General features: G+C 60.3%; 15 protein-coding genes. 3 read left to right on the top strand and 12 right to left on the bottom strand.

Annotated features, from left to right (window positions below):
• Positions 1-177 precede the first annotated feature (177 nt).
• Positions 178-1,311, bottom strand: a complete 1,134-nt coding sequence (odc2, locus tag CFBP5499_RS23970) for an ornithine/lysine decarboxylase (protein WP_006314764.1) — start codon at positions 1,309-1,311, stop codon at positions 178-180.
• Positions 1,312-1,848: 537 nt separating this feature from the next.
• On the opposite strand from odc2, the gene CFBP5499_RS23965 reads away from it, so the two are divergent.
• Positions 1,849-2,742: a LysR family transcriptional regulator gene (locus tag CFBP5499_RS23965; protein WP_080827809.1), complete on the top strand. Its 894-nt coding sequence runs from the start codon at positions 1,849-1,851 to the stop codon at positions 2,740-2,742.
• A 68-nt stretch (positions 2,743-2,810) separates the two neighbouring features.
• On the opposite strand, the gene CFBP5499_RS23960 is transcribed toward CFBP5499_RS23965, so the two are convergent.
• From CFBP5499_RS23960 to CFBP5499_RS23920, 9 genes are all read right to left on the bottom strand, one after another.
• On the bottom strand, positions 2,811-3,764 hold the full coding sequence (locus tag CFBP5499_RS23960) for a substrate-binding domain-containing protein (RefSeq protein WP_080827810.1): 954 nt from the start codon (positions 3,762-3,764) through the stop codon (positions 2,811-2,813).
• An 86-nt stretch (positions 3,765-3,850) separates the two neighbouring features.
• On the bottom strand, positions 3,851-4,852 hold the full coding sequence (locus tag CFBP5499_RS23955) for an ABC transporter permease (RefSeq protein ID WP_080827811.1): 1,002 nt from the start codon (positions 4,850-4,852) through the stop codon (positions 3,851-3,853).
• A gap of 52 nt (positions 4,853-4,904) precedes the next feature.
• A complete protein-coding gene (locus CFBP5499_RS23950; RefSeq protein ID WP_080827812.1) occupies positions 4,905-6,428 on the bottom strand; it encodes a sugar ABC transporter ATP-binding protein in 1,524 nt (507 codons plus the stop codon).
• 188 nt (positions 6,429-6,616) lie between these two features.
• Positions 6,617-7,246: a TetR family transcriptional regulator gene (locus tag CFBP5499_RS23945; protein WP_080827813.1), complete on the bottom strand. Its 630-nt coding sequence runs from the start codon at positions 7,244-7,246 to the stop codon at positions 6,617-6,619.
• 115 nt (positions 7,247-7,361) lie between these two features.
• Positions 7,362-10,496, bottom strand: coding sequence for an efflux RND transporter permease subunit (locus CFBP5499_RS23940; protein ID WP_080827814.1), 3,135 nt, complete (start codon positions 10,494-10,496; stop codon positions 7,362-7,364).
• Between the two features lie 11 nt (positions 10,497-10,507).
• Positions 10,508-11,698: an efflux RND transporter periplasmic adaptor subunit gene (locus tag CFBP5499_RS23935; protein WP_080830103.1), complete on the bottom strand. Its 1,191-nt coding sequence runs from the start codon at positions 11,696-11,698 to the stop codon at positions 10,508-10,510.
• A 442-nt stretch (positions 11,699-12,140) separates the two neighbouring features.
• Positions 12,141-13,646 (bottom strand): sensor domain-containing diguanylate cyclase, encoded by a 1,506-nt coding sequence (locus tag CFBP5499_RS23930; RefSeq protein WP_175416876.1) that lies wholly within the window; start codon positions 13,644-13,646, stop codon positions 12,141-12,143.
• A 169-nt stretch (positions 13,647-13,815) separates the two neighbouring features.
• The gene (locus CFBP5499_RS23925; protein WP_080827816.1) at positions 13,816-14,640 is read right to left on the bottom strand and encodes a bifunctional allantoicase/(S)-ureidoglycine aminohydrolase; all 825 of its coding nucleotides are present in this window, start codon (positions 14,638-14,640) and stop codon (positions 13,816-13,818) included.
• Between the two features lie 91 nt (positions 14,641-14,731).
• Positions 14,732-15,778, bottom strand: a complete 1,047-nt coding sequence (locus CFBP5499_RS23920; protein ID WP_175416875.1) for a class I SAM-dependent methyltransferase — start codon at positions 15,776-15,778, stop codon at positions 14,732-14,734.
• Between the two features lie 315 nt (positions 15,779-16,093).
• On the opposite strand from CFBP5499_RS23920, the gene CFBP5499_RS23915 reads away from it, so the two are divergent.
• Entirely contained in the window at positions 16,094-18,088 is a 1,995-nt protein-coding gene (locus CFBP5499_RS23915) for a putative bifunctional diguanylate cyclase/phosphodiesterase (protein WP_080827817.1), read from the top strand.
• A 43-nt stretch (positions 18,089-18,131) separates the two neighbouring features.
• Here CFBP5499_RS23915 and CFBP5499_RS23910 read toward each other — a convergent pair whose 3' ends face one another.
• Both CFBP5499_RS23910 and CFBP5499_RS23905 read right to left on the bottom strand, forming a co-directional pair.
• On the bottom strand, positions 18,132-19,208 hold the full coding sequence (locus tag CFBP5499_RS23910) for an Ldh family oxidoreductase (RefSeq protein ID WP_175416874.1): 1,077 nt from the start codon (positions 19,206-19,208) through the stop codon (positions 18,132-18,134).
• A 92-nt stretch (positions 19,209-19,300) separates the two neighbouring features.
• The gene (locus CFBP5499_RS23905) at positions 19,301-22,075 is read right to left on the bottom strand and encodes a DNA translocase FtsK (protein WP_080827818.1); all 2,775 of its coding nucleotides are present in this window, start codon (positions 22,073-22,075) and stop codon (positions 19,301-19,303) included.
• 466 nt (positions 22,076-22,541) lie between these two features.
• Here CFBP5499_RS23905 and CFBP5499_RS23900 point away from each other — a divergent pair, with 466 nt between their 5' ends.
• The gene (locus tag CFBP5499_RS23900) at positions 22,542-23,486 is read left to right on the top strand and encodes a rhodanese-related sulfurtransferase (RefSeq protein WP_080827819.1); all 945 of its coding nucleotides are present in this window, start codon (positions 22,542-22,544) and stop codon (positions 23,484-23,486) included.

Here is a 23,486-nt window from a genome sequence, read left to right as displayed (position 1 = left end):
ACACGCTTTCCTCGGCTGGAAGAGGTGCAGCAAGCAGGGATTTGCGCAACAGCACAATCGGCAGGGCCGGAACGGAAGCTTGGTCGAGACGCCGCCCTGTTCAGCGGGCGGCGTTCGGACTTTTTGACCTGCGCATCGGGTTTTCCGAAAACCGCGTTACACTTTTCGGCCCGATGCTTAGATAACGTAGGCCTTCAGCGGCTCGAAGCCATTGAACGCGACCGCCGAATAGGTGGTCGTGTAAGCGCCCGTGCCTTCGATCAGAACTTCATCGCCAATGGTCAGCGAGACCGGCAGCGGGTACATGTTCTTTTCATACAGCACGTCAGCGCTGTCGCAGGTCGGGCCGGCCAGAACGCAGGGCTGCATCTCGTCCTGATCGCGCTCGGTGCGGATCGGGTAACGGATTGCCTCGTCCATCGTTTCGGCGAGACCGCCGAACTTGCCGATGTCGAGGAACACCCAGCGGTGGTTGTCGTTGTCGGACTTCTTCGACACAAGAACGACTTCCGCCTTGATGACGCCGGCATTGCCGACCATGCCGCGACCCGGCTCGATGATCGTCTTCGGGATCTGGTTGCCGAAGTGCTTGCGCAGCGCCGTGTCGATCGCTTGGCCGTATTCTTCGGCAGCCGGAACGTCGCGCAGATACTTGGTCGGGAAACCACCGCCCATATTGACCATCTGCAGGTGGATGCCCTGCTTGGCAAGCGAAGCGAAGACCCGCTTGGCATCGGCGAGCGCCGCATCCCATGCGTCGAGGTTCATCATCTGCGAGCCGACATGGAACGACACGCCGTAGGATTCGAGACCCATCTGATGCGCATAGACCAGAACATCGACGGCCATCTGCGGCACGCAACCGAACTTGCGCGACAGCGGCCATTCGGCGCCTTCGCCATCCGTCAGCACGCGGCAGAATACGCGCGCGCCGGGGGCAGCACGGGCAACCTTCTCGACTTCCTCATGGCTATCAACAGCGAAGAGATCGATGCCGAGCGCGTGAGCGCGGGCGACATCGCGTTCCTTCTTGATGGTGTTGCCGAAGGAAATCCGGTCGGAGGTCGCACCGGCGTCGAGCGCCATCTGGATTTCAGCCACGGAGGCGCAATCGAAGTTGGAGCCGAGCGAAGCGAGCAGCTTCAGGATTTCGGGAGCCGGGTTTGCCTTGACGGCATAATAGATCGCGCTGTTCGGCAGGGAATGCCGGAACGCGTTGAAATTGTCGCGCACGACGTCGAGATCAACCACAAGGCAAGGGCCTTCGGGACGTCGGGTCTTGATGAAGTCGAGAATGCGTGCAGTCGTCATCGATATATTCCCTATAAAACCGACTCCGGAAAAATCCGGAGGACAAAGGACGCTCGAGATATGCATTCGAATCAGCCGGTGGAGGCGCAGAATCGATAGCATACGCTCAAGGCGCGAATATGAACGATGCCCTGCCAGAGCATCATTCGGCTTTGTCTGCCATCGATTGGAGGGATTGACCCGACCGCACTTCAGGCAATGATGGTGTGCCTCTTCAGTACCCCGGCTGATGGAAAGCCGGCAGAGAACCAGAAAGGCCCGCACCGTCGTTGCTTCATATGTCCTCGCATTTCCCGGTTGGCCGGAATAGCGACTGGAGGGGTTAGTTCCAGGTACCTTACCTAAATCCTCACCACATCGAGGACTCGGCGGACACACATGGGCACGTGCGACTTTGGGCAGCACGGGAGATAAGAATATTCGCAGTCATAATCAAGAGAATTTTTTCATCAAAGCGCGGATTTTTTCGGCAGCGGATTTAGGGTTGAACAGTCGCGCGCCAGCGTTCAATTATATGGAACGAACCGGAGGATATTCATGGACACGCTCACCCGCATCCGCGCCTTTATCGATGTCGTCGAAGCGGAGGGGTTTTCCGCCGCCGCCCGCAAGACCGGGCGTTCCAAGGCGCTTCTGTCCAAATATGTCCGGGAACTGGAGGATGATCTCGGCGCGCTGCTCCTCAACCGCACGACAAGGCAGTTCTCACTGACCGAGGCCGGACATACCTATTACCGCACCGCCTCCGACATTTTGAAGGAGATCGACAACCTCGCAGATCTGGTGCGCGAGAAGAATGCCGATCTCAAGGGCAAGCTCAGGATTTCGGTTCCGCGCACCTTCATCGATGCCGATGTCGGCCAGAGCCTCATCGATTTCGCCAAGGAAAACCCGGAACTGGTGCTGGAGATCGTCGCCGATGACCGATTCGTCGATCTGATCGAAGAAGGCTTCGACCTTGCGATCCGTATTACACGGCTGGAGGATTCGGGCCTCATTGCCCGCAAGCTTTCCGATTTCCGGGTCTATGCGGTGGCGACGGCGGATTTCGTGGCGAAACACGGGCCGCTCGACGGGCCACAGGATTTTGCCCGCGTGCCCTTCATCATCGACACCAATACCCGCTTTCATAATACCGTACGTTATTTCGAACCGGATGGCGGCTCGAACTCGGTCGCCATCAGCGGGCCGATCGAGGTCAACAGCCCGCAGGCAACGTTGCGCGCCGCCCGCGCCGGGCTCGGCATCGCCATGGTGCCGGATTTCATCGCCCGCCCGCATATCCAGTCGGGTGAGCTGGTGACCCTGTTCGACGACTATATTTCCAAGGATCGCGGTATCTATGCGGTCTATCCGCACCGCCGTTACCTGCCTGCCAAGGTGCGCAGCTTCGTGGATTATCTTTCGGCGTGGTTTCGCAAGAGCGGCTGAGGAATGGTTTTCATCAGCCACCAATAAAAACGCCCGCCTTCCAGCGGGCGTTTTCACGTATGGGATTCTCAGAACGGCGAATCCGGGAAGTAGAACTGCTTGGCATTGTCCTTGGTGATGAGCGTCGCGTCGAGAATATACTCTCCGGCAACCGGCACCTGATCGTAGAAATGACCTGCTGTCAGCTGCATGGCGGTCGCCACCATCGCCGGCGGATAAAGCACATCGACCGGCACCAGCTTGTCGCCGTCCATGACCTTCTTGATCATGTCCTTCGAACCGGCGCCCGCAACGATATACTTGATATCGGTGCGTTTCGCCTGCTGGATCGCTTCCAGCACGCCGATCGCCATGTCGTCGTCCTGACACCAGACGACATCGATCTTCTTGTATTTGGTCAGATAGTCCTGCATCACGCGGAAGGCGTCGTCGCGGTTCCAGTTGCCGTACTGGCGGTCGAGAACCTTGACGCCGGAGCCGGCGATACCCTTGTCGAAACCATCCTGGCGCTGCTGGTCGATCGGGATCGGCAGGCCGCGAATGACCACCACCTCCGCATCAGGCGTGGTCTTCTTGATATATTCGCCCGCCACCTGTCCGAGTGCCGGGTTGTTACCCGCGACATAGAGATCGCGGATGGAATTGTCGTTGACGCTCGGCGCGCGGTCGACCAGCGCGACGAAGGTGCCCTTGTCCTTGATTTCCTTGATGGCGTTGACCAGCGGATCGGGGTCCGACGGCAGCACGACCAGCGCGTCCAGCCCCTGCACTGCAAGATCCTGAAGCGCGTTTGCCTGGTTGGCGGCATCCGGCGAGGTCTTGACGATGACGTTGAGCCCCGGATGCTCCTTCATCAGAAGCTTGGCCACGCGCTCGGCGTGATAAACGACGCCCGCCGTCCAGCCATGGTCGGCCGCCGGAATGGACACGCCGATCGTAACCTTCTTGTCCTGCGCATGAGCAGAACCCGCAAGGACGGCAGCCAGCGCGACAAATGCCACGCCGATGAATTTTCTACGCATAGTCTCTTTCCTCCCAAGACCGGGGCGTTCCTCCTCTTACAACCGCGCCTGCCCCACATGGCGCGGCCAAACTCCCCATCCTCCCGCTACCTGCGGCTCAAAGAGCGCTGCACCAGCATGGCGATGATGATGATCGCGCCCTGAATGGCACCGATCAGATATTCGCTGACGAAGTTCGACAGGATCATGATGTTGCCGACGATCTCCAGAATGAAAGCGCCGCAGATCGTACCCCAGATGCGACCCACCCCGCCGCGCAGCGCCGTGCCGCCAACGACAACGGCGGTGATGGCCTGCAATTCCCACAACATGCCTGTCGTGGCGGATGTGGAGGCAAGGCGCGGCACGTAAAGCAGCACGGCAACCGCGACGCAGAGCCCCTGCACCACATAGGCAATCGTGCGGACCCGGACGACGGAAATGCCGGAATAACGCGCCACATCCTCGCTGGAGCCGACAGCGGTCAGATGCCGGCCGTAACGGGTGCGGTAAAGCACGAAGGCAGCGATGGTGGCCGTCACGAAAATCACGACGACCGGCACCGGCACGCCGAGGATATTGCCGAAATAAATCGGGCGATAAAGCGTCTGGATTTCCGGGTTGCGCAAGGTGATCGCTCCGCCCTGCGATAGCCAGGTGGTCAACCCGCGATAAATGCCCATGGTGCCGAGCGTGGCGATGAAAGGCTCGATGCGGCCAATGGTGGTGATGAGACCATTCGTCAGCCCGCAGGCCGCCCCGATTGCAACGGCCAGTACCATGGCCGTGAGCAGCATCAAGAGCGGGCTGGCGATGACGCCGCTGTTCATGAACAGGATCATCAGGCTGGCGACGAAAGCGACCATGGCGCCGACGGAAAGATCGAGCCCGCCCGACGTGATGACATAGGTGGCGCCAAGCGCGATGATGGCAATGAAGGCGCTGCGGGTCACGACATTCAAAAGATTGTCGATGCCGATGAAATTCGGATTGGCGATGGTGCCGAGCACCAGCAGCAGGGCCAGCGCCACGAAAGGCGCAACGGCGCGCAGGTCCCAGTCCTTCGAGGTCTTCGGCGTTTTGCCGTTATCAAGTGCGGCCTCAGTCATATGTCCCCTCAATTGTCTTTTCTTCAGGCCTTATTCGAATGACAGGCGGGCCTCAGGCGAATTCCTGCGTATGAACGCCCGTTGCCAGCGCCACGATGTCGTTTTCGGTCATCCGCTCGCCCGCCACCTCGCCGACGATCCGGCCCGAACGCATCACCAGAATACGGTCGCAGATGCCGATCAGCTCCGGCATTTCAGAGGAAACGACGATGATCGACCGCCCCTCATCCGCAAGGTTCGCGATGAAACGGTAAATCTGCTCCTTGGTGCCGATATCGATACCGCGTGTCGGCTCGTCGATGATGACGATGGACGGATCGAGCAGCATCATCTTGGCCAGCAGCAGCTTCTGCTGGTTACCGCCGGAAAGCTGCCCCGCAAGCAGGTCCTTGCGGCCGGTACGGATGTCGAAATCGCGCACCGCGTCGTCCAGCGCCTGCGCCTCCCGGCGGATATCGATCTGAAACAGCCGGCTGAACTTGTTGAGTGAAGCGAGTGTGAGATTGACCCGCAAATCCTTGGTCAGGAGCAATCCCTTGCCCTTGCGATCCTCGCTCAGATAAACGATGCCGGCCTTCAGGCTGTCCTCCGCCTTCGCGAAATGCACGGGCTGGCCGAGATGGCGAATATTTCCGCGCCCGGCCCGCAGGCCAAGTATCCCTTCCATCAGCTCCGTTCTGCCCGCCCCGACCAGGCCCGCAAAACCAAGGATTTCACCCTTGCGCAGGCTGAACCCGGCATCCTGCGCATAACCGGGAACGGTAAAATGCTCCACCTGCAAGACCGGTTCGTGCTCGCCGCCGGCATGCCGGTCCGGATAGAGCTTGGCGACATCACGCCCCACCATCAGCCGCGCCATATCGGCCGGCTGCAGTTCCGATGCCGGATGCGAGGCGACCAGTCGGCCATCACGCAGGACAGTCACCCGGTCGGCGATCTCCTTCACTTCAGGCAGGCGGTGCGAAATATAGAGCACGGCCACGCCCTTGGCCCTGATGTCCCTGATGACATTCAGCAGCGCATCAGTCTCAATGGGCGTGAGGCTGGCGGTCGGCTCGTCGAAAATGACGACGCGATGCGGCACGAGCAGAACACGGGCAATCTGCACGAGCTGCCGCTGGGCAATCGAAAGGCTGCCGACGATGGCGTCCGGATCGATCGTGCCGCCGAGATCGGCTATCGCCTGTCGAGCTCCGGCCCGCATGGCCCGGTCGTCCATCATCGGGCCCCGGCGCAATTCGCGACCAAGATAGATGTTCTGCGCTACCGTCAGATCCGGCGCCAGCAATATTTCCTGATGCACGAGGACGATGCCGCGATGTTCGGCGTCCACAGGTCCGCTCAGCGCAACGGCTTCGCCATCGATGCGGATTTCCCCGCCCGACGGCTTCTCATTGCCAGCCAGGAGCTTCATCAGCGTCGATTTGCCGGCACCGTTTTCACCGATGATCGCGTGGACCTCGCCGGCCCGCACCGCAATCTCGATATCCTTCAGAACCTGTACCGGACCGAAGGACTTCGACAGCCCAACCGTCCGGATCAGGGTCGGGTCTGGAGATTCGTCAGCAAAAGCCATGTGCCGTCACCGATATCCAGCGGAAACGGACGGCGCTTGCCCCTTGATTATACCTGAAATGATCATCTGCGAACTCCTCCCAAAGCTCGAAGAAGAAGCTAGCGTCCGTTTTGAGGTACGTAAAGCAATTTTCGCTGGTCTTTTAGAATACACTGAAATTTGACCGGCGCGGCAGGGTGATTCAGCGTTTAGGTCAAGGTGGCAGGAGGACGCTGGAACCCCTTCATGAGGCGATGCATGGCCTCGGCCCCTTCCTTGACCAGATCGAAACGTTGACCGAACAGCAGCCAGTCGTAAACGATGCCTTTCAGCAGCCAGTAAAGCGCACCGAGCGCCGACTCCGCCGTCCAGTTGTCATTGAAGACACCCTCCGCTTGTACACGCTGAAAAGCGGCCTCCAGCACATCCTTGTGGTGACGGTCAAGCTCTTCCTGCGCGTGCAGGACCGGGGCGAACTCGTCGGAGTAATTGGTGCGCAGGCTGATGGTCATGATGCGCTGGCGTTGTTCGTCTTCTGCCAGAAGCGCAAGCCACTTGCACGTCGCCTCCTCGATCTTGGCCAGCAGTGCTGTCCCCTTGAGGTCCGGATCGCCAAAATCCAGCAGATCCGATTCCGGCAGCGCCACGGATTCGTAAAGGCCGATAAAAAGGTCGGTCTTGCTGGAAAAATGCCAGTATATCGCGCCGCGCGTAACACCGGCCGCGGCCGCCACCTCATCAAGAGAGCTATTGGCCACGCCCTTTTTGAAGAACACCCGCTCGGCGGCGGCAAGGATCGCCTGACGCGTCTCTTCTGCCTCGGCCTTGGTTCGGCGCATGCTGATGTCTCCTTTCAATCACGGCACGGTGCTTTCGCACCGTGCCTCTTTGCGGTGCCGGGCTGTCAATCAGATGAATGCTTCATCGGATATCAACTCGGCCTTCCCATTCGTTTTATTCGGCCAGCGATACGGCGTCAGCAGCAATCTTGTCGTCCTTCTTCCGATCCCCGAAAAACTTCATGACAAAGACGAAGAACACGGGAACGAAGAAGATCGCGAGGATGGTCGCCGAGATCATGCCGCCGAGAACGCCGGTGCCGATGGCGTTCTGGCTCGCCGCACTGGCGCCCGATGCGATTGCCATCGGCAACACGCCGAGCGAGAAGGCGAGCGAGGTCATCAGGATCGGCCGGAAGCGCAAATGCGCCGCCTCCACCGTCGCATCATAGGTGGATTTTCCCTCCGCCCGCAAATCCTTGGCAAATTCGATGATCAGGATCGCATTCTTGGCCGAAAGGCCGATGATGGCGACAAGGCCGACGAGGAAGTAGACGTCGTTCGGCATGCCGCGCAGCATCACCGCCGCCACCGAACCGATGACGCCGAGCGGCACTACCAGCATGACGGAAAGCGGAATCGACCAGCTTTCGTAAAGCGCTGCCAGAAGCAGGAAGACGAACAGCACGCTGAGGCCGATCAGCGCCGGCGCCTGCGAACCCGACTGGATTTCCTGCAGCGACTGGCCGGTCCATTCGAAACCGAAACCGCCAGGTAATTCGCGCGCCAGACGCTCCATTTCGGCAATCGCATCACCGGAGGAGTAACCCGGTGCGGACTGTCCGCCGATACGGATCGCCGGATAGCCATTATAACCGACCACCTGCGAGGGACCGCGAACCCATTCAACAGAAGCGAATGAGCTGACCGGCACCATGCCGCCATTGGCATTGCGGACGTTGAGGTTCAAAAGATCCTCGGTCTTCATGCGCTGACCCTGTTCCGCCTGCACCGTCACGCGCTGCATGCGGCCGGCATTGGGGAAGTCGTTGACGTAGGACGACCCCATATTGGCCGAGATGGTGGCGTTGATGTCGCTGAAGGTCACACCGAAGGTATTGGCCTTTTCACGGTCGATGATGAGGTTGACCTGCGGCGAATCCGGCATGCCTTCGACACGCAGGCCGGCGAGAACAGGGCTTTGCTGCGCGGCCGCCATCAGCTGCGCTCCGGCGGCGCTCAGCGCCGCTTGTCCCGCACCCGCGCGGTCCTGCAGGCGGAAGGTGAAGCCGCTGGAATTGCCGAGACCCTGAATGGGCGGCGGCGACAGCGTGAAGGCCATGGAACCCGGCAGGCCCCACAGCTTGCCGTTGATGCGTTGTGCAATGGCGGATGCGGAATCCTCCGGCCCGCGCTCGCTCCAGTCCTTCAGCGTCGCGAAGGCGAGACCGGCATTCTGACCGGAACCGGAGAAGGAGAAGCCCGACACCGCAATCACACGATCGACCGCCGGTTCCGCGAGAAAGATCTTTTCGATCTGCTGGATGGATTGCAGCGTGCGTTCGCTGCTGGCTTCCGCCGGCGCCTGAATATCAACGATCAGGTAACCCTGGTCTTCGTTCGGCAGGAAGGAGCTCGGCAATTGCATATAGGCCCAGCCAAGACCGGCAAGCAGCGCCGCATAGATGATCATGAAACGGCCGGAACGCTTGATGATGCTGCCGACCGAAGACGAGTATTTATGCGAGGCCTTGTCGAAGCCGCGGTTGAACCAGCCGAAGAAGCCCTTCTTCTCATGATGGCCGGCCTTGATCGGCTTGAGGAACGTCGCGCAGAGCGCAGGCGTGAGCGACAGTGCGAGGAAGCCCGAGAACAGGATGGAGACCACCATGGTCAGGCTGAACTGCTGGTAGATGATGCCGACAGCGCCGGGGAAGAAGGCCATGGGCACGAACACCGCCGTCAGAACCAGCGTGATGCCGATGATGGCGCCGGAAATCTGGCCCATCGCCTTGCGGGTCGCCTCCTTCGGCGACAGATGCTCTTCCGCCATGATGCGCTCGACATTTTCCACCACGACGATCGCGTCATCGACGAGAATGCCGATGGCGAGAACCATGGCGAACATGGTGAGCACGTTGATGGAGAAACCCGAGACATACATGATGGCGCAGGTGCCGAGCAGCGCCACGGGCACCACCAGTGTCGGAATGATGGTGTAGCGGATGTTCTGGAGGAAGACGAACATCACCACGAAGACGAGGATGATCGCCTCCACCAGCGTGTTGATCACCTTCTGGATCGAGATTTTCACGAAGGGGCTGGTGTCGTAGGGAATTTCATATTCCAGACCCGCCGGGAAATACTGCGACAGCTCCTCCATGGTGGCGCGCACGCCCTCAGAGGTCTGCAGCGCATTGCCGGTGGGCGACAGCTGCACGCCGATGGCCGCACTGGGCTTGCCGTTCAGGCGGCTGGAAAAGGCGTAGCTTTCGCCGCCCACTTCCACCCGCGCCACATCCCGCAGCCGCACGGACGAGCCATCCGGATTGGCGCGCAGCACGATGGAGCCGAATTCCTCCGGCGTCGTCAGCTGGCCCTGCACGTTGACGGTGGCCGAAATCTGCTGGCCGATCGGGTTTGGCGACGCGCCGATGCGGCCCGCCGCAACCTGCGAGTTCTGCGCCTGAATGGCGCCGATCACGTCGGACGAGGTGAGGCTGAGGCCGAGCATCTTGTCCGGGTCCATCCAGATGCGCATGGAGCGCTGCGTGGCAAACAGCTGCGCGCTGCCGACGCCCGGCACGCGGCGCAATTCGCCGACCACGTTGCGGCTGAGATAGTCACCGAGGCCGATGGCGTCGGTATTGCCATCGACGGAGGTGAGCGCCACCATCATCAGAAACGAGGTGCCTGCCTGCTCAACGCGCAGACCCTGCTGCGTGACTGCTTGCGGCAGACGCGGCTGAACGCGGGCGATGCGGTTCTGCACCTCCACCTGCGCTTCACCGATATTGGTGCCCGGCGCGAAGGTGACGTTGATGGAAATGCTGCCTGAGGATTCAGAGGTCGATTCGAAATAAAGAAGCCCCGGAACCCCGTTCAGCTCTTCCTCGATGGGACGCGTGACGCTCTGATAGATGTCTTCCGGCGCAGCACCGGGATAGGTGGTCGCTATCGAAATCTGCGGCGGGGCAACATTCGGATATTGCGCAATCGGCAGCATGGGAATGGCGAGCAGGCCCGCCAGCATGATGAAGATGGCGACGACCCAGGCAAAAATGGGCCGATCGATGAAAAAACGTGCCATGAAATCGGTCCTTATTGCTTCGCGGCCGGGGCAGCGCCCTCGCTGCCGGCGGCGGCAGTGACATCGGGCTCCGCAGACCACGGCTCAGGCTTCACCTTGGCGCCCGGCGAGGTCTTCTGGAAACCTTCGGCAACGACACGGTCGCCCTCCTTGAGGCCTTCCGAAATCACCCAGCGGTCGCCGATGGAGCGGCCAACGCTGACGCGCCGCTGTTCGACGGTATCTTCAGCATTGACGACAAGCACGCTCGCCTGCCCGCCCGCATCACGCTGCACAGCCTGCTGCGGCACGGCAAAGGCCGCTTTCTCAATGCCCTGCTGGATCTGGACGCGGACATACATGCCCGGCAGCAGATCGCCGTTCGGGTTGGGGAATTCGCCGCGCAACGTCACCTGACCGGTGGTTTCATCCACAGCCGCCTCCGAAAACAGCAGGCGGCCGGGAACCGGATAACGGCTGCCGTCATCAAACAGCAGGTTGACTTCGGCCTCGTTCGCGCCGGTCATCAGTTGACCGTCCTGCAGCGCCTTGCGCAGGCGAATGAGATCAGCGGCGGGCTGGGTGAAATCGGCATAGATCGGATCAAGCTGCTGGATCGTTGCCAGGCTTTCCGAACCGGTGGCGCTGACCAGCGCACCTTCGGTGATGCGCGCCCGGCCGATGACGCCGCTGATAGGGGCTTTCACGTCGGCATATTGCAGATTGAGCTTTGCTTCCGCCACGCCGGCTTCGGCCACCGCCACTTCGGCATCGGCCTGCGCCAGCAAAGCGACGGCATTGTCGAATTCCTGCTGCGAGCCGACATTGGATCGGCGCAACTGCTGCTGACGGTCTGCGGTCTGCCGCGCCTGCAACTGCGCGGCCTGCGCCCGGCGCAACGTGCCTTCGGCGCTATCGACGCGCACCTGGAACGGCGCGGGATCGATCCGGTAGAGCACATCGCCCTCCTTCACCAGCGAGCCCTGCTCGAACACCCGCTCCACGATGATGCCGGAAACGCGCGGGCGCACTTCGGCAAGCCGCGTCGGCGCGATGCGTCCCGGCAATTCGTTGGTGATTGGCAGTTCTTCCGGCTTCACGGCCACAACCTTGACCGCGCCGGGCGGCGGAGCGCCGGGCGCGGACGCCTGCTCGTCGCTACATCCGACCAGAACGATGCCTGTCAACAACACCGCTACGATCTGCCCAAATCTCTTCGCCATACTGCGCTCCGAATCCACAAAATAGGTCACATTTACATACATACTAAGACGTATGTAAAATTTCGGCAATAGAATTGTTGCAGTGCAAAAGCGCTCTCACGCGCTTGTGAAGATGTGTGGGCCCCTGACGGAACCAAGGAAGAGCGGAACCGTGAAATGGGTGGGAGAGTCGGACCAATTGCGCCGACGTCATCCTCGGGCCTGTCCCGAGGATCTGCCAACGTATTGATTTTATTCGACGTGGTTAGATCCTCGGCACAAGGCCGAGGATGACGTTGAGTGAATGTTCGCCCTTCATCACCGACTTCATGGGGAGAGCGACCTGCCCGGAAACTTAAACCGGACAGCAGTGGGACAAGCCCGAGGATGACGTCGAGACGATGCAAACCGTCGCGGAAGACAAGAACGCCTCGCGCCTTGATGCGCCCTCACCGCGTCATCCTCAGAATAGACGCTTCAGCGAGGTGGTTTCCGGCTGCGCGCCGCTCTTCGTCGTATCGCTATTGTCGGCGGAACGGTTGCGCAGGGCTGCGTAATAGGCGTTCTTCTGTTCATACATATTCATGTCGGCCCGGCGCACCAGCGATTCCATGGCCTCGCCGGCTTCACTCGTCGCCACGCCCAGCGACAGGCTGAGCGGCGCGCTGGAATAGAACTGGTTGTTGATCTTCAGTAACTCATAGACCGTTTCGACCATGGCTGCGGCCACCTGCTTGTCCGCGCCGGGAAGAAGGATGGCGAATTCGTCACCGCCGATGCGCGCGGCATGGTTCGGCGCGGTCACCACGCCGTTCAGCACCTCGCCCATGCGCCGCAGCAGGGCGTCACCGGCATCGTGGCCGAGCTTGTCATTGGCGTCCTTCAGGCCGTTAAGATCGATGACGATGGCCGAAACGGGCCTGAGCGCACTGCGCTCCAGCCGGTTCAGCTCGTCCGAATAGAAGGCGCGGTTATGCAGCTTGGTCAGCACATCGTGCTTGCCGAGATATTCGAGATAGGCTTCCGCCTTCTTGCGCGCGGTAATATCCGTCAGCGCCACCTGCACCAGCGACCAGTCCCGCTCATGGCCGGGGAAGACGGAGAAATGCAGGAGAACGTGCCGCTCCGAACCATCAAGCGCATAGTTCACCACCTCGCGGTGGTGGGTGAGATTACCGTTCCAAAGCTCGATCAGCTGTTCCCGGAACGGCTTTTCCATCTCGCCGCGGAAAATATCGCCAAGCCGCTGCAACAGGACCTGCCGGTCCGGCGCGCAGAAAAGATCGAGCGTCGCCCGGTTGACATCGATGACGCGGATTTCGCTCATGCATTGCCGCACAAATTCGGGATGCACATCCATGAACACCCGGAAATCGACGATGCCGCGATCCCTCACCTCCTCGATCAGCCGACGAACGCGGCTGAAATCTTCCACCCACAGGGAGACCGGCGAATGTTTGAACATGCCTTCGGCATAACGGCGGTTGAGAAGCTCCTTGCGGCGGGCCTCCTCCCGCTCCGTCACATCCTCGGTGGTCAAAAGCAGCCGGCCGAGCGTATCCTCGTGGCCGGGAATGACTGCGCCGCGCAGCTGGATATCGAGCCGCCTGCCGCCGATCGAATAATTCACCGCATTGCTGGTGAATTCCGTCCGACCGGCCCAGAGTTCGGAAAGCTCGTTCACATGGCTTTCCAGCATGTCGTCGCGAAAAATCCGGTGCAGATTGTCGACAAGATGCGCCTGGTCGCGGGCCTCGAACAGTTCCAGCGTCTTGGCATTGACTGCGATCACGCGGATTTTCTGCGAACAGGCTGCCACCCGTGATAAATCTTCCAGAAGAAAGGCCCTGATATCTTCGACACCGTCGGCCCGCCAGATATCGAACTGGCTCTTCACCGCGCTGAAATCTTCGATCCACATCGCCACGGGTGCAAGATTGAAGACATTGGTATCGATCGTCTCACTCATACGGGCATTCTTCTCGAAAAGTAGATGCAGGCGGATGCCGGAATGGTACGGAACGGCGACAGCCGCCCGCATATCGGGATTTATTAGGGATATTCGATTTTACGCAAGCAATTATCGCGCAAACCGCCGGATTGCGCGATAATTCACGGATTTCGCCGATGGATGCCCGTTACCAGAGCTTCACATGGCGGTTCACATCCTTGTAGAGCAGGTAACGGAACCGGCCCGGCCCACCCGCATAACAGGCCTGCGGGCAATAGGCGCGCAGCCACATGAAGTCGCCGGCCTGCACCTCCACCCAGTCCTCGTTCAGCCGGTAGACGGCCTTGCCTTCCAGCACATAAAGGCCGTGTTCCATCACATGGGTTTCCATGAACGGAATGGTCGCGCCCGGCTCGAGGGTGACGATGTTGAGATGCATGTCGTAACGCACATCTTCCGGATCGATGAAGCGGGTCGTCGCCCATTTGCCATCCGTGTCAGGCATGGCCGACATGGCGTTCTCATCTTCATGCGTGAAGATCGCCGGTGGCGGCTCAAGACCGTCAACCGCCTGGAACGCCTTGCGGACCCAGTGGAACTTGACGGGCGCCTTGCCCGAATTTTTAACCTGCCAGCGCGCGCCGGCCGGCAGGTAGGCGAACGAGCCCTCCCGCAGCGCATGCTGCACGCCTTCGAACACCACGGTCATCTCGCCTTCCACGACGAAGATCGCGGCTTGCGCCCTTTCGTCCGGCTCCGGCCGGTCGCTGCCGCCGCCCGGCTGCACCTCAACGATATATTGCGCGAAAGTCTCGGAAAAACCGGTCATCGGCCGAGCGATGATCCAGGCCCGCGTGCCGGTCCAGTGCGGCAGCACGCTCGTTACGATATCGGACATCACGGTCTTGGGGATGACGGCATAGGCGGTCTTGAAAACAGCCTTGCTCGACAGCAGTTCCGTCTGCCCCGGCAGACCGCCCATATCCGAATAATATCTCTTCATTTCAGCCATTCCATTCTGCAACGCATTCGGCGCGGATTCTTAAGGCCGCGACGAGGTTTAAGCAAATGGTTATTGGCAGGCGGAGACCGGCCGAAGGATGTCACGCCTTCTTCCGCATCGTCGCATAGACGATGTTGTGGTTCTCGCCGAAAAACACCTCTGCCTCGATGCTCGAGGGGTCGGCACTGGCATTGACGATCCGCCACATATCCGCCTTGGAGCGCAGGAGCAGCGCCCAGTTCATGAAGGTTTCCATGTAACCATCGACGACGATGTCTTCGGAGAAATTGGCGAAGAGGAACATGCCGCCGGGTTTCAGCATCTCCATGCAGCGCCGTGTCAGCTTGATCGCCACGCGATCGTTCAGATAATCATAGAGACCCGCCGCATAGATGAGATCGAAACTGCCGAGTTCCTGTGTCCGCAGAACGATATCACGCACCGAACCATCGATCGCCTCGATGCAGGTGCCGTTGAAATCGCGGGCGACGGAGCCGACGCTGAGCGGGTCCTGATCAAGCGCCACCCAGCGCTTGATCCCGCCTTCCTTCAGCGCCGCGGAGGCATCGGCCTCGCGCAGATGGCCCGAGGCGATGGTGAGGATTTCCGTCTCCCTGCCGTGCCGGGCGGCGGCCTCATCGACAAACCGCGTCAGCAGATCGCGCCGCTCGCGCACGGCAACCGAGGAACTCGCATCCTTCGTATAGTCGTAAAGGGCCGCGCCGAGCGGGGTCGCTTTGTTCACCTGCTCGGCGACGCTGGGATGGCCATAGATGAAATCCAACAATTGCGCGTCGCCCGAATAACCACGCGGCTTTTCGAAGGACCAGCGCGTGAAGGGGTCTTCCAGAAAATGGCGCGACACGGGGTGATTCTGTACCAGCGGAATCAGTTCAGCCCACACGCTGGAGTGGAGCTTCTCTCGCAGGAGATGAAGTGCACCCGCCGTCCGATGTATTATCTCACGTACTGAAACACGATTGTCGAATTGCTGTTGTGCCAATTCGAGAATGAGCGCCACCTCTGCTTTCGCAACTGCGAACTGCTCATCGAATGTTTCCGTTTTGCGCGCAAAAATCTCTTTTGCGACAGTATCCGGGGTAATCAGACTTGCCCCGTCAAGATTTTTCTTCTTTACCCGCACCACATCAGCCTCCAGTATTAACACATTGTTAACTATACGTTTCTGGGAGACGGATGGCCACTCGCTTTCGATTTTTCGGCGGTGTAGGGATACATTAGTAAATTAGCGTACTTTTTTGGTCACACTCGTGGGCAGGGGAGAAAGCGGATACGTGATTTAGTGAAACTTAATGTTGCGAACGTATGATGCGTTCTTCCTCCCGGTGTCTTCCGCTCACATTGGGACAGATCGACAGGAACCCGCGCCGGTGCATTAGTGCACGGAAAAGTGGAATAAGCAGTTACTTGAATAAGTATACGCAACACTATGGGAAAGTGCATGAAGCACACATTGGGAGAGGTGAGTGGACAGCAAGACTATCGGCGGCCGGACTCCCGGTTTTCTGATGAACTTCTTGCCCTTTACCAGCAGGAAGGCGAGCGTAGCCGCCGCGGTTCAATCCGGCGGGGCCTGTGGACTGCCGTTTTCATCTATATGCTGTTTGCCGCAACCGACATCATTCTGATACCCGACGTCGCGTTTTATACCATTCTCGCGCGCTTCATCGTCGTCCTGTCATCCTTGCTGACCCTGGAGATCCAGCTGCGCAAGGGCGCCAGCACGGCAGCCCTCGACCTTACCTGCGCCACCGCGCTGGTCATGGGCTATATCGGCTGGCTGCTGCCTTCGCTTTTGACCGACAATCTCGAAAACATGTCCTATTACATGGTTTTCGGGGCGATCTTCATGATGGGCGCCAATCTGTTCTTCAGCTTCCGCTTCCATCTGTCGCTGGTGTCATCAGGCATCATTCTGGTCACCTATTTTCTGGCGGCGACGCAGTTTCCCGAGGATATTTTCTACAAATTCGCGTTCGGCACCTTCTACATTTCGTGCTTCGTCTTCACCTCCTATGTGAACTGGAACCTCAACCGCGAGCGTTACCATGTCTTCCTCAACGCGCTGGAGGCAAAGGCGCAGCAGAAGGCGGCCGATGAGCGTGGGCAGGCGCTGTTGCGACTTTCCAACACCGATTCCCTGACCGGCCTGCAGAACCGCCGCGCCATCGACCATCATCTGCGCCTGCTGTGGGACAATTGGAGCAAGAAGGAAGAGGGCTTTGCCGTCCTTCTGATCGACGTCGACTTCTTCAAGAAATACAACGACCGCTACGGCCACCAGGATGGCGACAAATGCCTGATGACGGTGGGCAACGCGCTGCAGGATGCCATCATCGATCACGGCGCCTCCATCGGCCGTTATGGCGGCGAAGAGTTCATCGTGCTGGCGCCCTTCAAATCCAAGCAGCAGGTGGGCGAGCTTGCCGAGACCATCCGCCACACCGTCGAAGAGCTTTCGCTTGCGCATGACCAGCGCCGCGACGGCACCTTCGTCGTCACCGTCAGCATCGGCGCCTCCTTCACCCGCCCCAATCCGGACGGCAAGCTGGAGAAAATCATCAACGAAGCCGACCGTGCGCTCTATATCGCCAAGGGCAACGGCCGCAACTGCATGAAGCTGTTCGATCCCGAAGATCCGCAGACCAGCGATGAGACCGAGAACATTGCCGCCCTGCTGAAGATCGCCATCGCGGAAAATCTCGTTTCCCTCGTCTATCAGCCGATCCTCAACATCTCCACCAACGAGACAGCGGGGGTCGAGGCGCTGATGCGGCTTCGCCTGCTGGATGGCAATTCGGTCTCGCCCGGTATTTTCATTCCGATTGCCGAACGCACCGGCACGATCATGGAACTGGGCCTGTGGACCATCAAGACCGTCTGCAAGCAGCTTCTCGCCGATGACAGGGTGGATGTCGTCAGCGTCAATGTCTCGCCGATGCAATTGAAAAATCCGGGTTTCGCCACCTCGGTGGCGGCCATTCTCGTGGAAGCCGGCATTGCCGGCAACAGGCTCGCCTTCGAGATCACGGAAGGCGTCGACATGGAAATGCATTCCGACGTATTGCGCTGCCTGAGCGACCTGAAGACGCTCGGCATCAATATCTGGCTGGATGATTTCGGAACCGGTTTCGCCGGTCTTTCCTGGCTGCGCATGACGGATTTCGACACCGTCAAGATCGACCGCTCCTTCCTGCAGGACAGCAACACGCCGCGCGGCCGGGCGATGCTGCAGGACATGATCCGTCTCATCCGCAATCGCGGCCACAAGATCCTCATCGAAGGCGTGGAAACGGAAGACCAGCTGAGGCTCGTGCGCCAGATGGAGATCGACTACGCGCAGGGCTATTATATTGGTCGTCCGGTCGTCGCCGAAAGACTGGGCGCGGCGGCAACGCCCTACCCGCGCCCCAACATGCTGCTGCGCCCCGCATGATCCTGCGACGGCAGCGGCAGGCTGCCGTCATGCACAGGCCGCTTTAATGATAGGCGGGCAGGCTGACCGAGAACTTTTCCGCAAGCTCCGAAAAGGCCGCCCGTGTGACGGGATCGACCGGCGCGCCTTCCCTCTCGCGTTTTGCCGCAACCGCCCATTCCCGGTCGCCCGGCGCCATGACCTTGCAATCTTCGCGGGCGGGTGATCCGCGCAGCACTTCGAGATAACGCTTCATGCCCTCGTCGAACACGTCGCGCTCCAGGAAGGCCTCCGGCTTCAGCGCCAGAACGAAGGCTCCGAGCCCGCGCGGCGTTGAAAAATCCGGACCGCCCATGGGGGCGAGATCGAAGCTGAGTTTCATGCCGGAGAGAACGGCGCTGAAAATCTCGACCACGCCCGCCAGCGCCGCCCCCTTGAAACCGAATTCACCGCCGACGGGGGCAAGCATCTCGGCCGCATTGGGATCGCGCGTATCGACGCCGTCGCCATCCGAGGCGACACCTTGCGGCAGTTGCTGGCCAAGGCTCCGGTAAAGCAGAACGCGGTTATACGGCACGGCGCTGGTGGCCATATCCAGCAGCCAGGGCATGTCATCCGCCGCCGGCACGCCGACGGCAATCGGGTTGGTGCCGTGGAACCGCATGGCGCCATCATGCAGGCGCACGAAACTGTCCGAATTGCAGAAGGCAAGGCCGATATAACCCTGCCGGGCCGCTTCCAGCGCGTAAGCACCGGCCGGGCCGAAATGCGAGGAGTTGCGGATGGCCACCGCGCCAATGCCGAATTTCTCCGCAAGCACCATGGCATTCTCCATGGCCGCATAGGTGGCGCGGGCGCCATGGGCATGGTCGGCATCGATCGTTTCCACCGCCCCGAAGCCGGAAACGCGGCTGATCTGCGGCCGCCGATTGAGACGCCCGCCTTCAAGAGCAGTGACATAATGGGCGAGCAGGCGCACGCCGTGGCTATCCACGCCAAGCCTTGTGCCATGCATCATGGCGCGGGTCGCCGCGTCGGCCGTTTCCTCATCCGTGCCGACGGCCAGAAAAACCGTGCGGCAAAACCGCTCCAACTCGTCCAGCCTCGCCAGAACAGAGGCCGTTTCGTTACCGTGCACCATGAGGGAACCCTACCCAATTCCAGAATCTATGCCGCACAGGCTATTCACGGGGCGCGTTTTTGCAATCGAATATCGCGCGCCCCAGGGCTCAATCAGTCTTCGGCCCCCATGGCATCATAGGAAGAGCGCTCACCGGCGATGATGGCGCGCTTGCCGACATGGTTGGCAGGCCCGACAATGCCTTCCTGCTCCATGCGCTCGACCAGCGAAGCGGCACGGTTATAGCCGACGGACAGGCGGCGCTGGATATAGGAGGTCGAGCACTTCTTGTCGCGCATCACCACCTTGACGGCTTTCTCATAGAGATCGTCGCTGTCTTCCTCGCCCATGGCGGTCTTGTCGAAAACAGCGGCTTCCTCTTCCACCTCTTCATCGGCCTCATCAGCATCTTCCGTCACGGTGCCGAGATATTCCGGGCGACCTTGGGTCTTCAGATGCGCCACGACCTTTTCCACTTCCTCATCGGAAACGAAGGGGCCGTGGACACGGGCGATGCGGCCGCCGCCCATCATGTGCAGCATGTCGCCCTGGCCGAGCAGATGCTCCGCGCCCTGTTCGCCAAGGATGGTGCGGCTGTCGATCTTCGAGGTCACCTGGAAGGAGATGCGGGTCGGGAAGTTCGCCTTGATCGTGCCGGTGATGACATCGACCGACGGGCGCTGGGTGGCCATGATGAGGTGGATGCCGGCAGCACGCGCCATCTGTGCCAGACGCTGGATCGCGCCTTCGATTTCCTTGCCGGCGACCATCATCAGGTCGGCCATTTCATCGACGATGACGACGATGTAAGGCATGGCCGTGAGGTCCATTTCCTCCTGCTCGTAAACCGCTTCGCCGGTGGCGCGGTCAAAACCGGTCTGTACGTTGCAGAATACGGTCTCGCCCTTGGCGCGGGCGGCAGCCGCCCTTGCATTGTAACCATCGATATTGCGCACGCCGAGACGCGACATCTTGCGATAGCGGTCTTCCATTTCGCGCACGGCCCATTTCAGTGCCATGACCGCCTTTTTCGGATCGGTGACAACGGGCGTCAGGAGATGCGGGATGCCGTCATAAACGGAAAGCTCGAGCATCTTCGGATCGACCATGATCAGGCGGCATTCTTCAGGCTTCAGACGGTAGAGCAGCGACAGGATCATGGTGTTGATGGCGACCGACTTGCCCGAACCGGTGGTGCCGGCGACGAGCAGATGCGGCATCTTCGCGAGTTCGGCGATGACGGGTTCGCCGCCGATGGTCTTGCCGAGGCAGAGCGCGAGCTTCTGGCGGGTTTCGGCGTAGTCCGTCGCTTCAATCAGTTCACGCAGATAGACCGTCTCGCGCACGGGGTTCGGCAGTTCGATGCCGATGACATTGCGACCGGGCACAACGGCGACACGCGCCGAAAGCGCCGACATGGAGCGGGCGATATCATCGGACAGACCGATGACACGCGAAGACTTCACGCCGGGGGCCGGTTCGAATTCGTAAAGCGTCACGACCGGGCCGGGACGGACATCGATGATCTCGCCCTTGATGCCGAAATCCTCAAGCACGCTTTCGAGAAGCCCGGCGCTCTGCTCCAGCGCTTCGGGCGTCATGGTCGTGGTCTGCTGGACGCGGGCCTGCTGCAGAAGATCGATGGAGGGATATTCATATTCTCCCTCGGCAAAGACCGGCGCTTCGCGGAACATCGGCTGCGAGGCCTGGATGGGGGCGCGAGCGGCGAAACGCGGCTCCGCCACTATTCTTTCTGCCGGCTGGCTTTCAATCGGCTGGCTTTCAAGCGCCTGGACTTGCTCGACGGGCCGCTGTGGCTCGACAAACACGGCGGCCTCCGCCACCGGCTGTGGCGTGATCTCTGGTTCGGCAGCCGGAACGGCGGCATGACGCACGCCGATTTCCCGGTAAAGGCGGATTGCGGAACCGCCCGGCACGGTAACGACCGGAGGTTCGGACGAAAGCACGACGGCAGCGGCAGCGGGCATAGAAACGGCAGAGACGGACGCCGTCAGCGCCGGGTTCGTCAGAACGGGGTTTGCCAGGGCGGGATTTGCCAGGGCGGGACTTGTAAGAGCCGCATCGGCGAAACTGGCGCGCAGATTGGCGGGAATGGTCTCAACTGCCCCACCCGGCAGATCGAGCGTCATGACTTCCCAGAATAGCTCATCCGGCAGGTAAGCCGCAAAGGCTGGGACGGACGCAGCCGGCACGGTTGCCTGCGCGTCAGCGGTGGGCTGGACGGCGGGCAGCGGCTGAACGGGGGAAAATACCCGCTGTACCGGCGCTTCCACGTTGGGCACGGGCGTCTGGGCCGGCGCCAGCGAGGCGGCAGCGGCTTCTTCCGCCTGTTTGCGGGCAAGCTCCAGACGCAATTTATAGGTCAGCGCCCTTGCACCGCGCGCATCAGGCGGCTGCGGCAGAAACGGCATGCGTTGCGGCGGCACGCGCTGCTCTGCCGTTTTTACGACCGGCTGTGATGTGACGACGGTTTCTTCCTGCGCCATCGCCTCCGGCTCTACCGTTTCCGGCACGGCGACAGCGACGACTTCCTCTTCGGAAATAGTAGGCTCTTCCGGAAGATTCGGCGTCTCGACCGGCATGCGGCGGCTAAAGGCGCTTTCCGGCGTGCGGGTGAAGCGCACATTGGGGCCGAGCACAAAAGCATTCTGCCAGCCGGGCATTTCGGCGCGGCCTTCAATGGCGTCGGCGGCGCTGACATCGGCATTCGGCCGGGGCGCGGCTCCTGCCTTCATCGTGGCCGTCTGCTGCCCGGCAGCTGTCTGGCCACCGACATGACGAGCCTTCTCGCTCCCCTCCCCTGCGCTATTGGACGAATTCTGGAATCTGGATCGGGAGAAGCTCATGGCAGCGTGCACACTCATCATAAACGTACATATTTCGATCTCCCTGAAATAGAAAATAAAGGTTAATTACCCCTTTCCAAACGCGACCACCGAGGCAGATTTTCACTGGACCAAAAGACACAGAAACCATTCAAACAATTGTTTTATTTTATTATTTTTATTTTTTGAGGCTGGATATTTACCGGCGTTTAGAAAAGAGTGGGGCAACCCGGTGCAAGTGCGATAACAAAATTCGAAAACTTGTCCTGCCTCACCCTCGGGCTTGTCCCGAGGATCGGCAAGGTTTCAATTTTACACGCCGTGATCGGATTTTTGGGAAAGGCCCGAGGATGGCGGAAGGGAGGCCTCGCCTCCTCCTCGATGGCGGATTGGACGTACGAACCGCCCCCCTTTTGCCCCCCTTCGTCGAATATTTGACGATTTTCAAAATAGCGCGATCCGCTGATAAATATTGCTTTGCGGCCGCCGTCGCTGTATTTCAGCGCCCATGACCGACACGACCATTCTCCCTCGCCCGGAAGTCTCTGGTGATTTCCTTGTGGCCGCGCTTTATCATTTTGCCCGCCTGCCGCGGTTCGAGAGCCTGCGCGAGCAGCTGTTCGAGCTCTGCCAGAAAAACGGCGTGAAGGGCACGCTGCTGCTCGCCGCCGAAGGCATCAACGGCACGATTGCAGGGCCGGATGCGGGTATTCATGCCGTCCTCTCCTTCCTGCGCGCCCAGCCGGAATTTGCGGCACTGGAGCACAAGGAAAGCCGTGCCTCGCACATGCCTTTCGTGCGGCTGAAGGTGAAGCTCAAGAAAGAGATCGTCACCATGGGCGTGCCGGATATCGATCCGAACCGCATCGTCGGCACCTATGTCGATCCGCGGGACTGGAACGCGCTGATTTCCGATCCTGATACCATCGTCATCGATACCCGTAATGACTACGAGACCGCCATCGGCATCTTCAAGGGCGCGGTCGATCCGCAGACGAAAACCTTCCGCGAATTTCCCGACTGGGTGAAGAACAATCCCGGCCTGCACAACAAGCCGAAGATCGCCATGTATTGCACCGGCGGCATACGCTGCGAAAAGGCCACGGCCTTCATGAAGGAACAGGGTTTCGATGAGGTCTATCACCTCAAGGGCGGTATCCTGAAATATCTGGAAGAGGTGCCGGAAGAAGAGAGCCTCTGGGAAGGCGCCTGCTTCGTCTTCGATGAGCGCGTGTCCGTGGTGCACGGCCTTGCCGAAGGCGACCACCAGCTCTGCCACGCCTGCCGCAACCCGATTACGCCGGAAGTGCGCCTGTCGCCCAAGTTCGAGGAAGGCGTGTCCTGCCCGAGCTGTTACGACGAGCGCAGCGAAGACGACCGCCAGCGTTTCCGCGACCGGCAGCAGCAGATCGAGCTGGCAAAGACGCGCGGTGAGCGGCATCTGGGGCGCTGA

Origin of the sequence: Agrobacterium tumefaciens (assembly GCF_005221325.1) — a bacterium.
Lineage (GTDB): Bacteria > Pseudomonadota > Alphaproteobacteria > Rhizobiales > Rhizobiaceae > Agrobacterium.
This window is presented reverse-complemented; position numbering and strand designations above follow the sequence as displayed.

Excerpts from the sequence above, each read along its gene's own strand:
- CFBP5499_RS23950 (WP_080827812.1), bottom strand. The coding sequence starts at position 6,428 with ATGGCTTTTGCTGACGAATCTCCAGACCCGACCCTGATCCGGACGGTT.
- CFBP5499_RS23940 (WP_080827814.1), bottom strand. The coding sequence starts at position 10,496 with ATGGCACGTTTTTTCATCGATCGGCCCATTTTTGCCTGGGTCGTCGCC.
- CFBP5499_RS23905 (WP_080827818.1), bottom strand. The coding sequence starts at position 22,075 with ATGATGAGTGTGCACGCTGCCATGAGCTTCTCCCGATCCAGATTCCAG.
- CFBP5499_RS23935 (WP_080830103.1), bottom strand. The coding sequence starts at position 11,698 with ATGGCGAAGAGATTTGGGCAGATCGTAGCGGTGTTGTTGACAGGCATC.
- CFBP5499_RS23900 (WP_080827819.1), top strand. The coding sequence starts at position 22,542 with ATGACCGACACGACCATTCTCCCTCGCCCGGAAGTCTCTGGTGATTTC.
- CFBP5499_RS23955 (WP_080827811.1), bottom strand. The coding sequence starts at position 4,852 with ATGACTGAGGCCGCACTTGATAACGGCAAAACGCCGAAGACCTCGAAG.
- CFBP5499_RS23960 (WP_080827810.1), bottom strand. The coding sequence starts at position 3,764 with ATGCGTAGAAAATTCATCGGCGTGGCATTTGTCGCGCTGGCTGCCGTC.
- odc2 (WP_006314764.1), bottom strand. The coding sequence starts at position 1,311 with ATGACGACTGCACGCATTCTCGACTTCATCAAGACCCGACGTCCCGAA.
- CFBP5499_RS23945 (WP_080827813.1), bottom strand. The coding sequence starts at position 7,246 with ATGCGCCGAACCAAGGCCGAGGCAGAAGAGACGCGTCAGGCGATCCTT.
- CFBP5499_RS23915 (WP_080827817.1), top strand. The coding sequence starts at position 16,094 with ATGAAGCACACATTGGGAGAGGTGAGTGGACAGCAAGACTATCGGCGG.
- CFBP5499_RS23930 (WP_175416876.1), bottom strand. The coding sequence starts at position 13,646 with ATGAGTGAGACGATCGATACCAATGTCTTCAATCTTGCACCCGTGGCG.
- CFBP5499_RS23925 (WP_080827816.1), bottom strand. The coding sequence starts at position 14,640 with ATGGCTGAAATGAAGAGATATTATTCGGATATGGGCGGTCTGCCGGGG.
- CFBP5499_RS23910 (WP_175416874.1), bottom strand. The coding sequence starts at position 19,208 with ATGGTGCACGGTAACGAAACGGCCTCTGTTCTGGCGAGGCTGGACGAG.
- CFBP5499_RS23965 (WP_080827809.1), top strand. The coding sequence starts at position 1,849 with ATGGACACGCTCACCCGCATCCGCGCCTTTATCGATGTCGTCGAAGCG.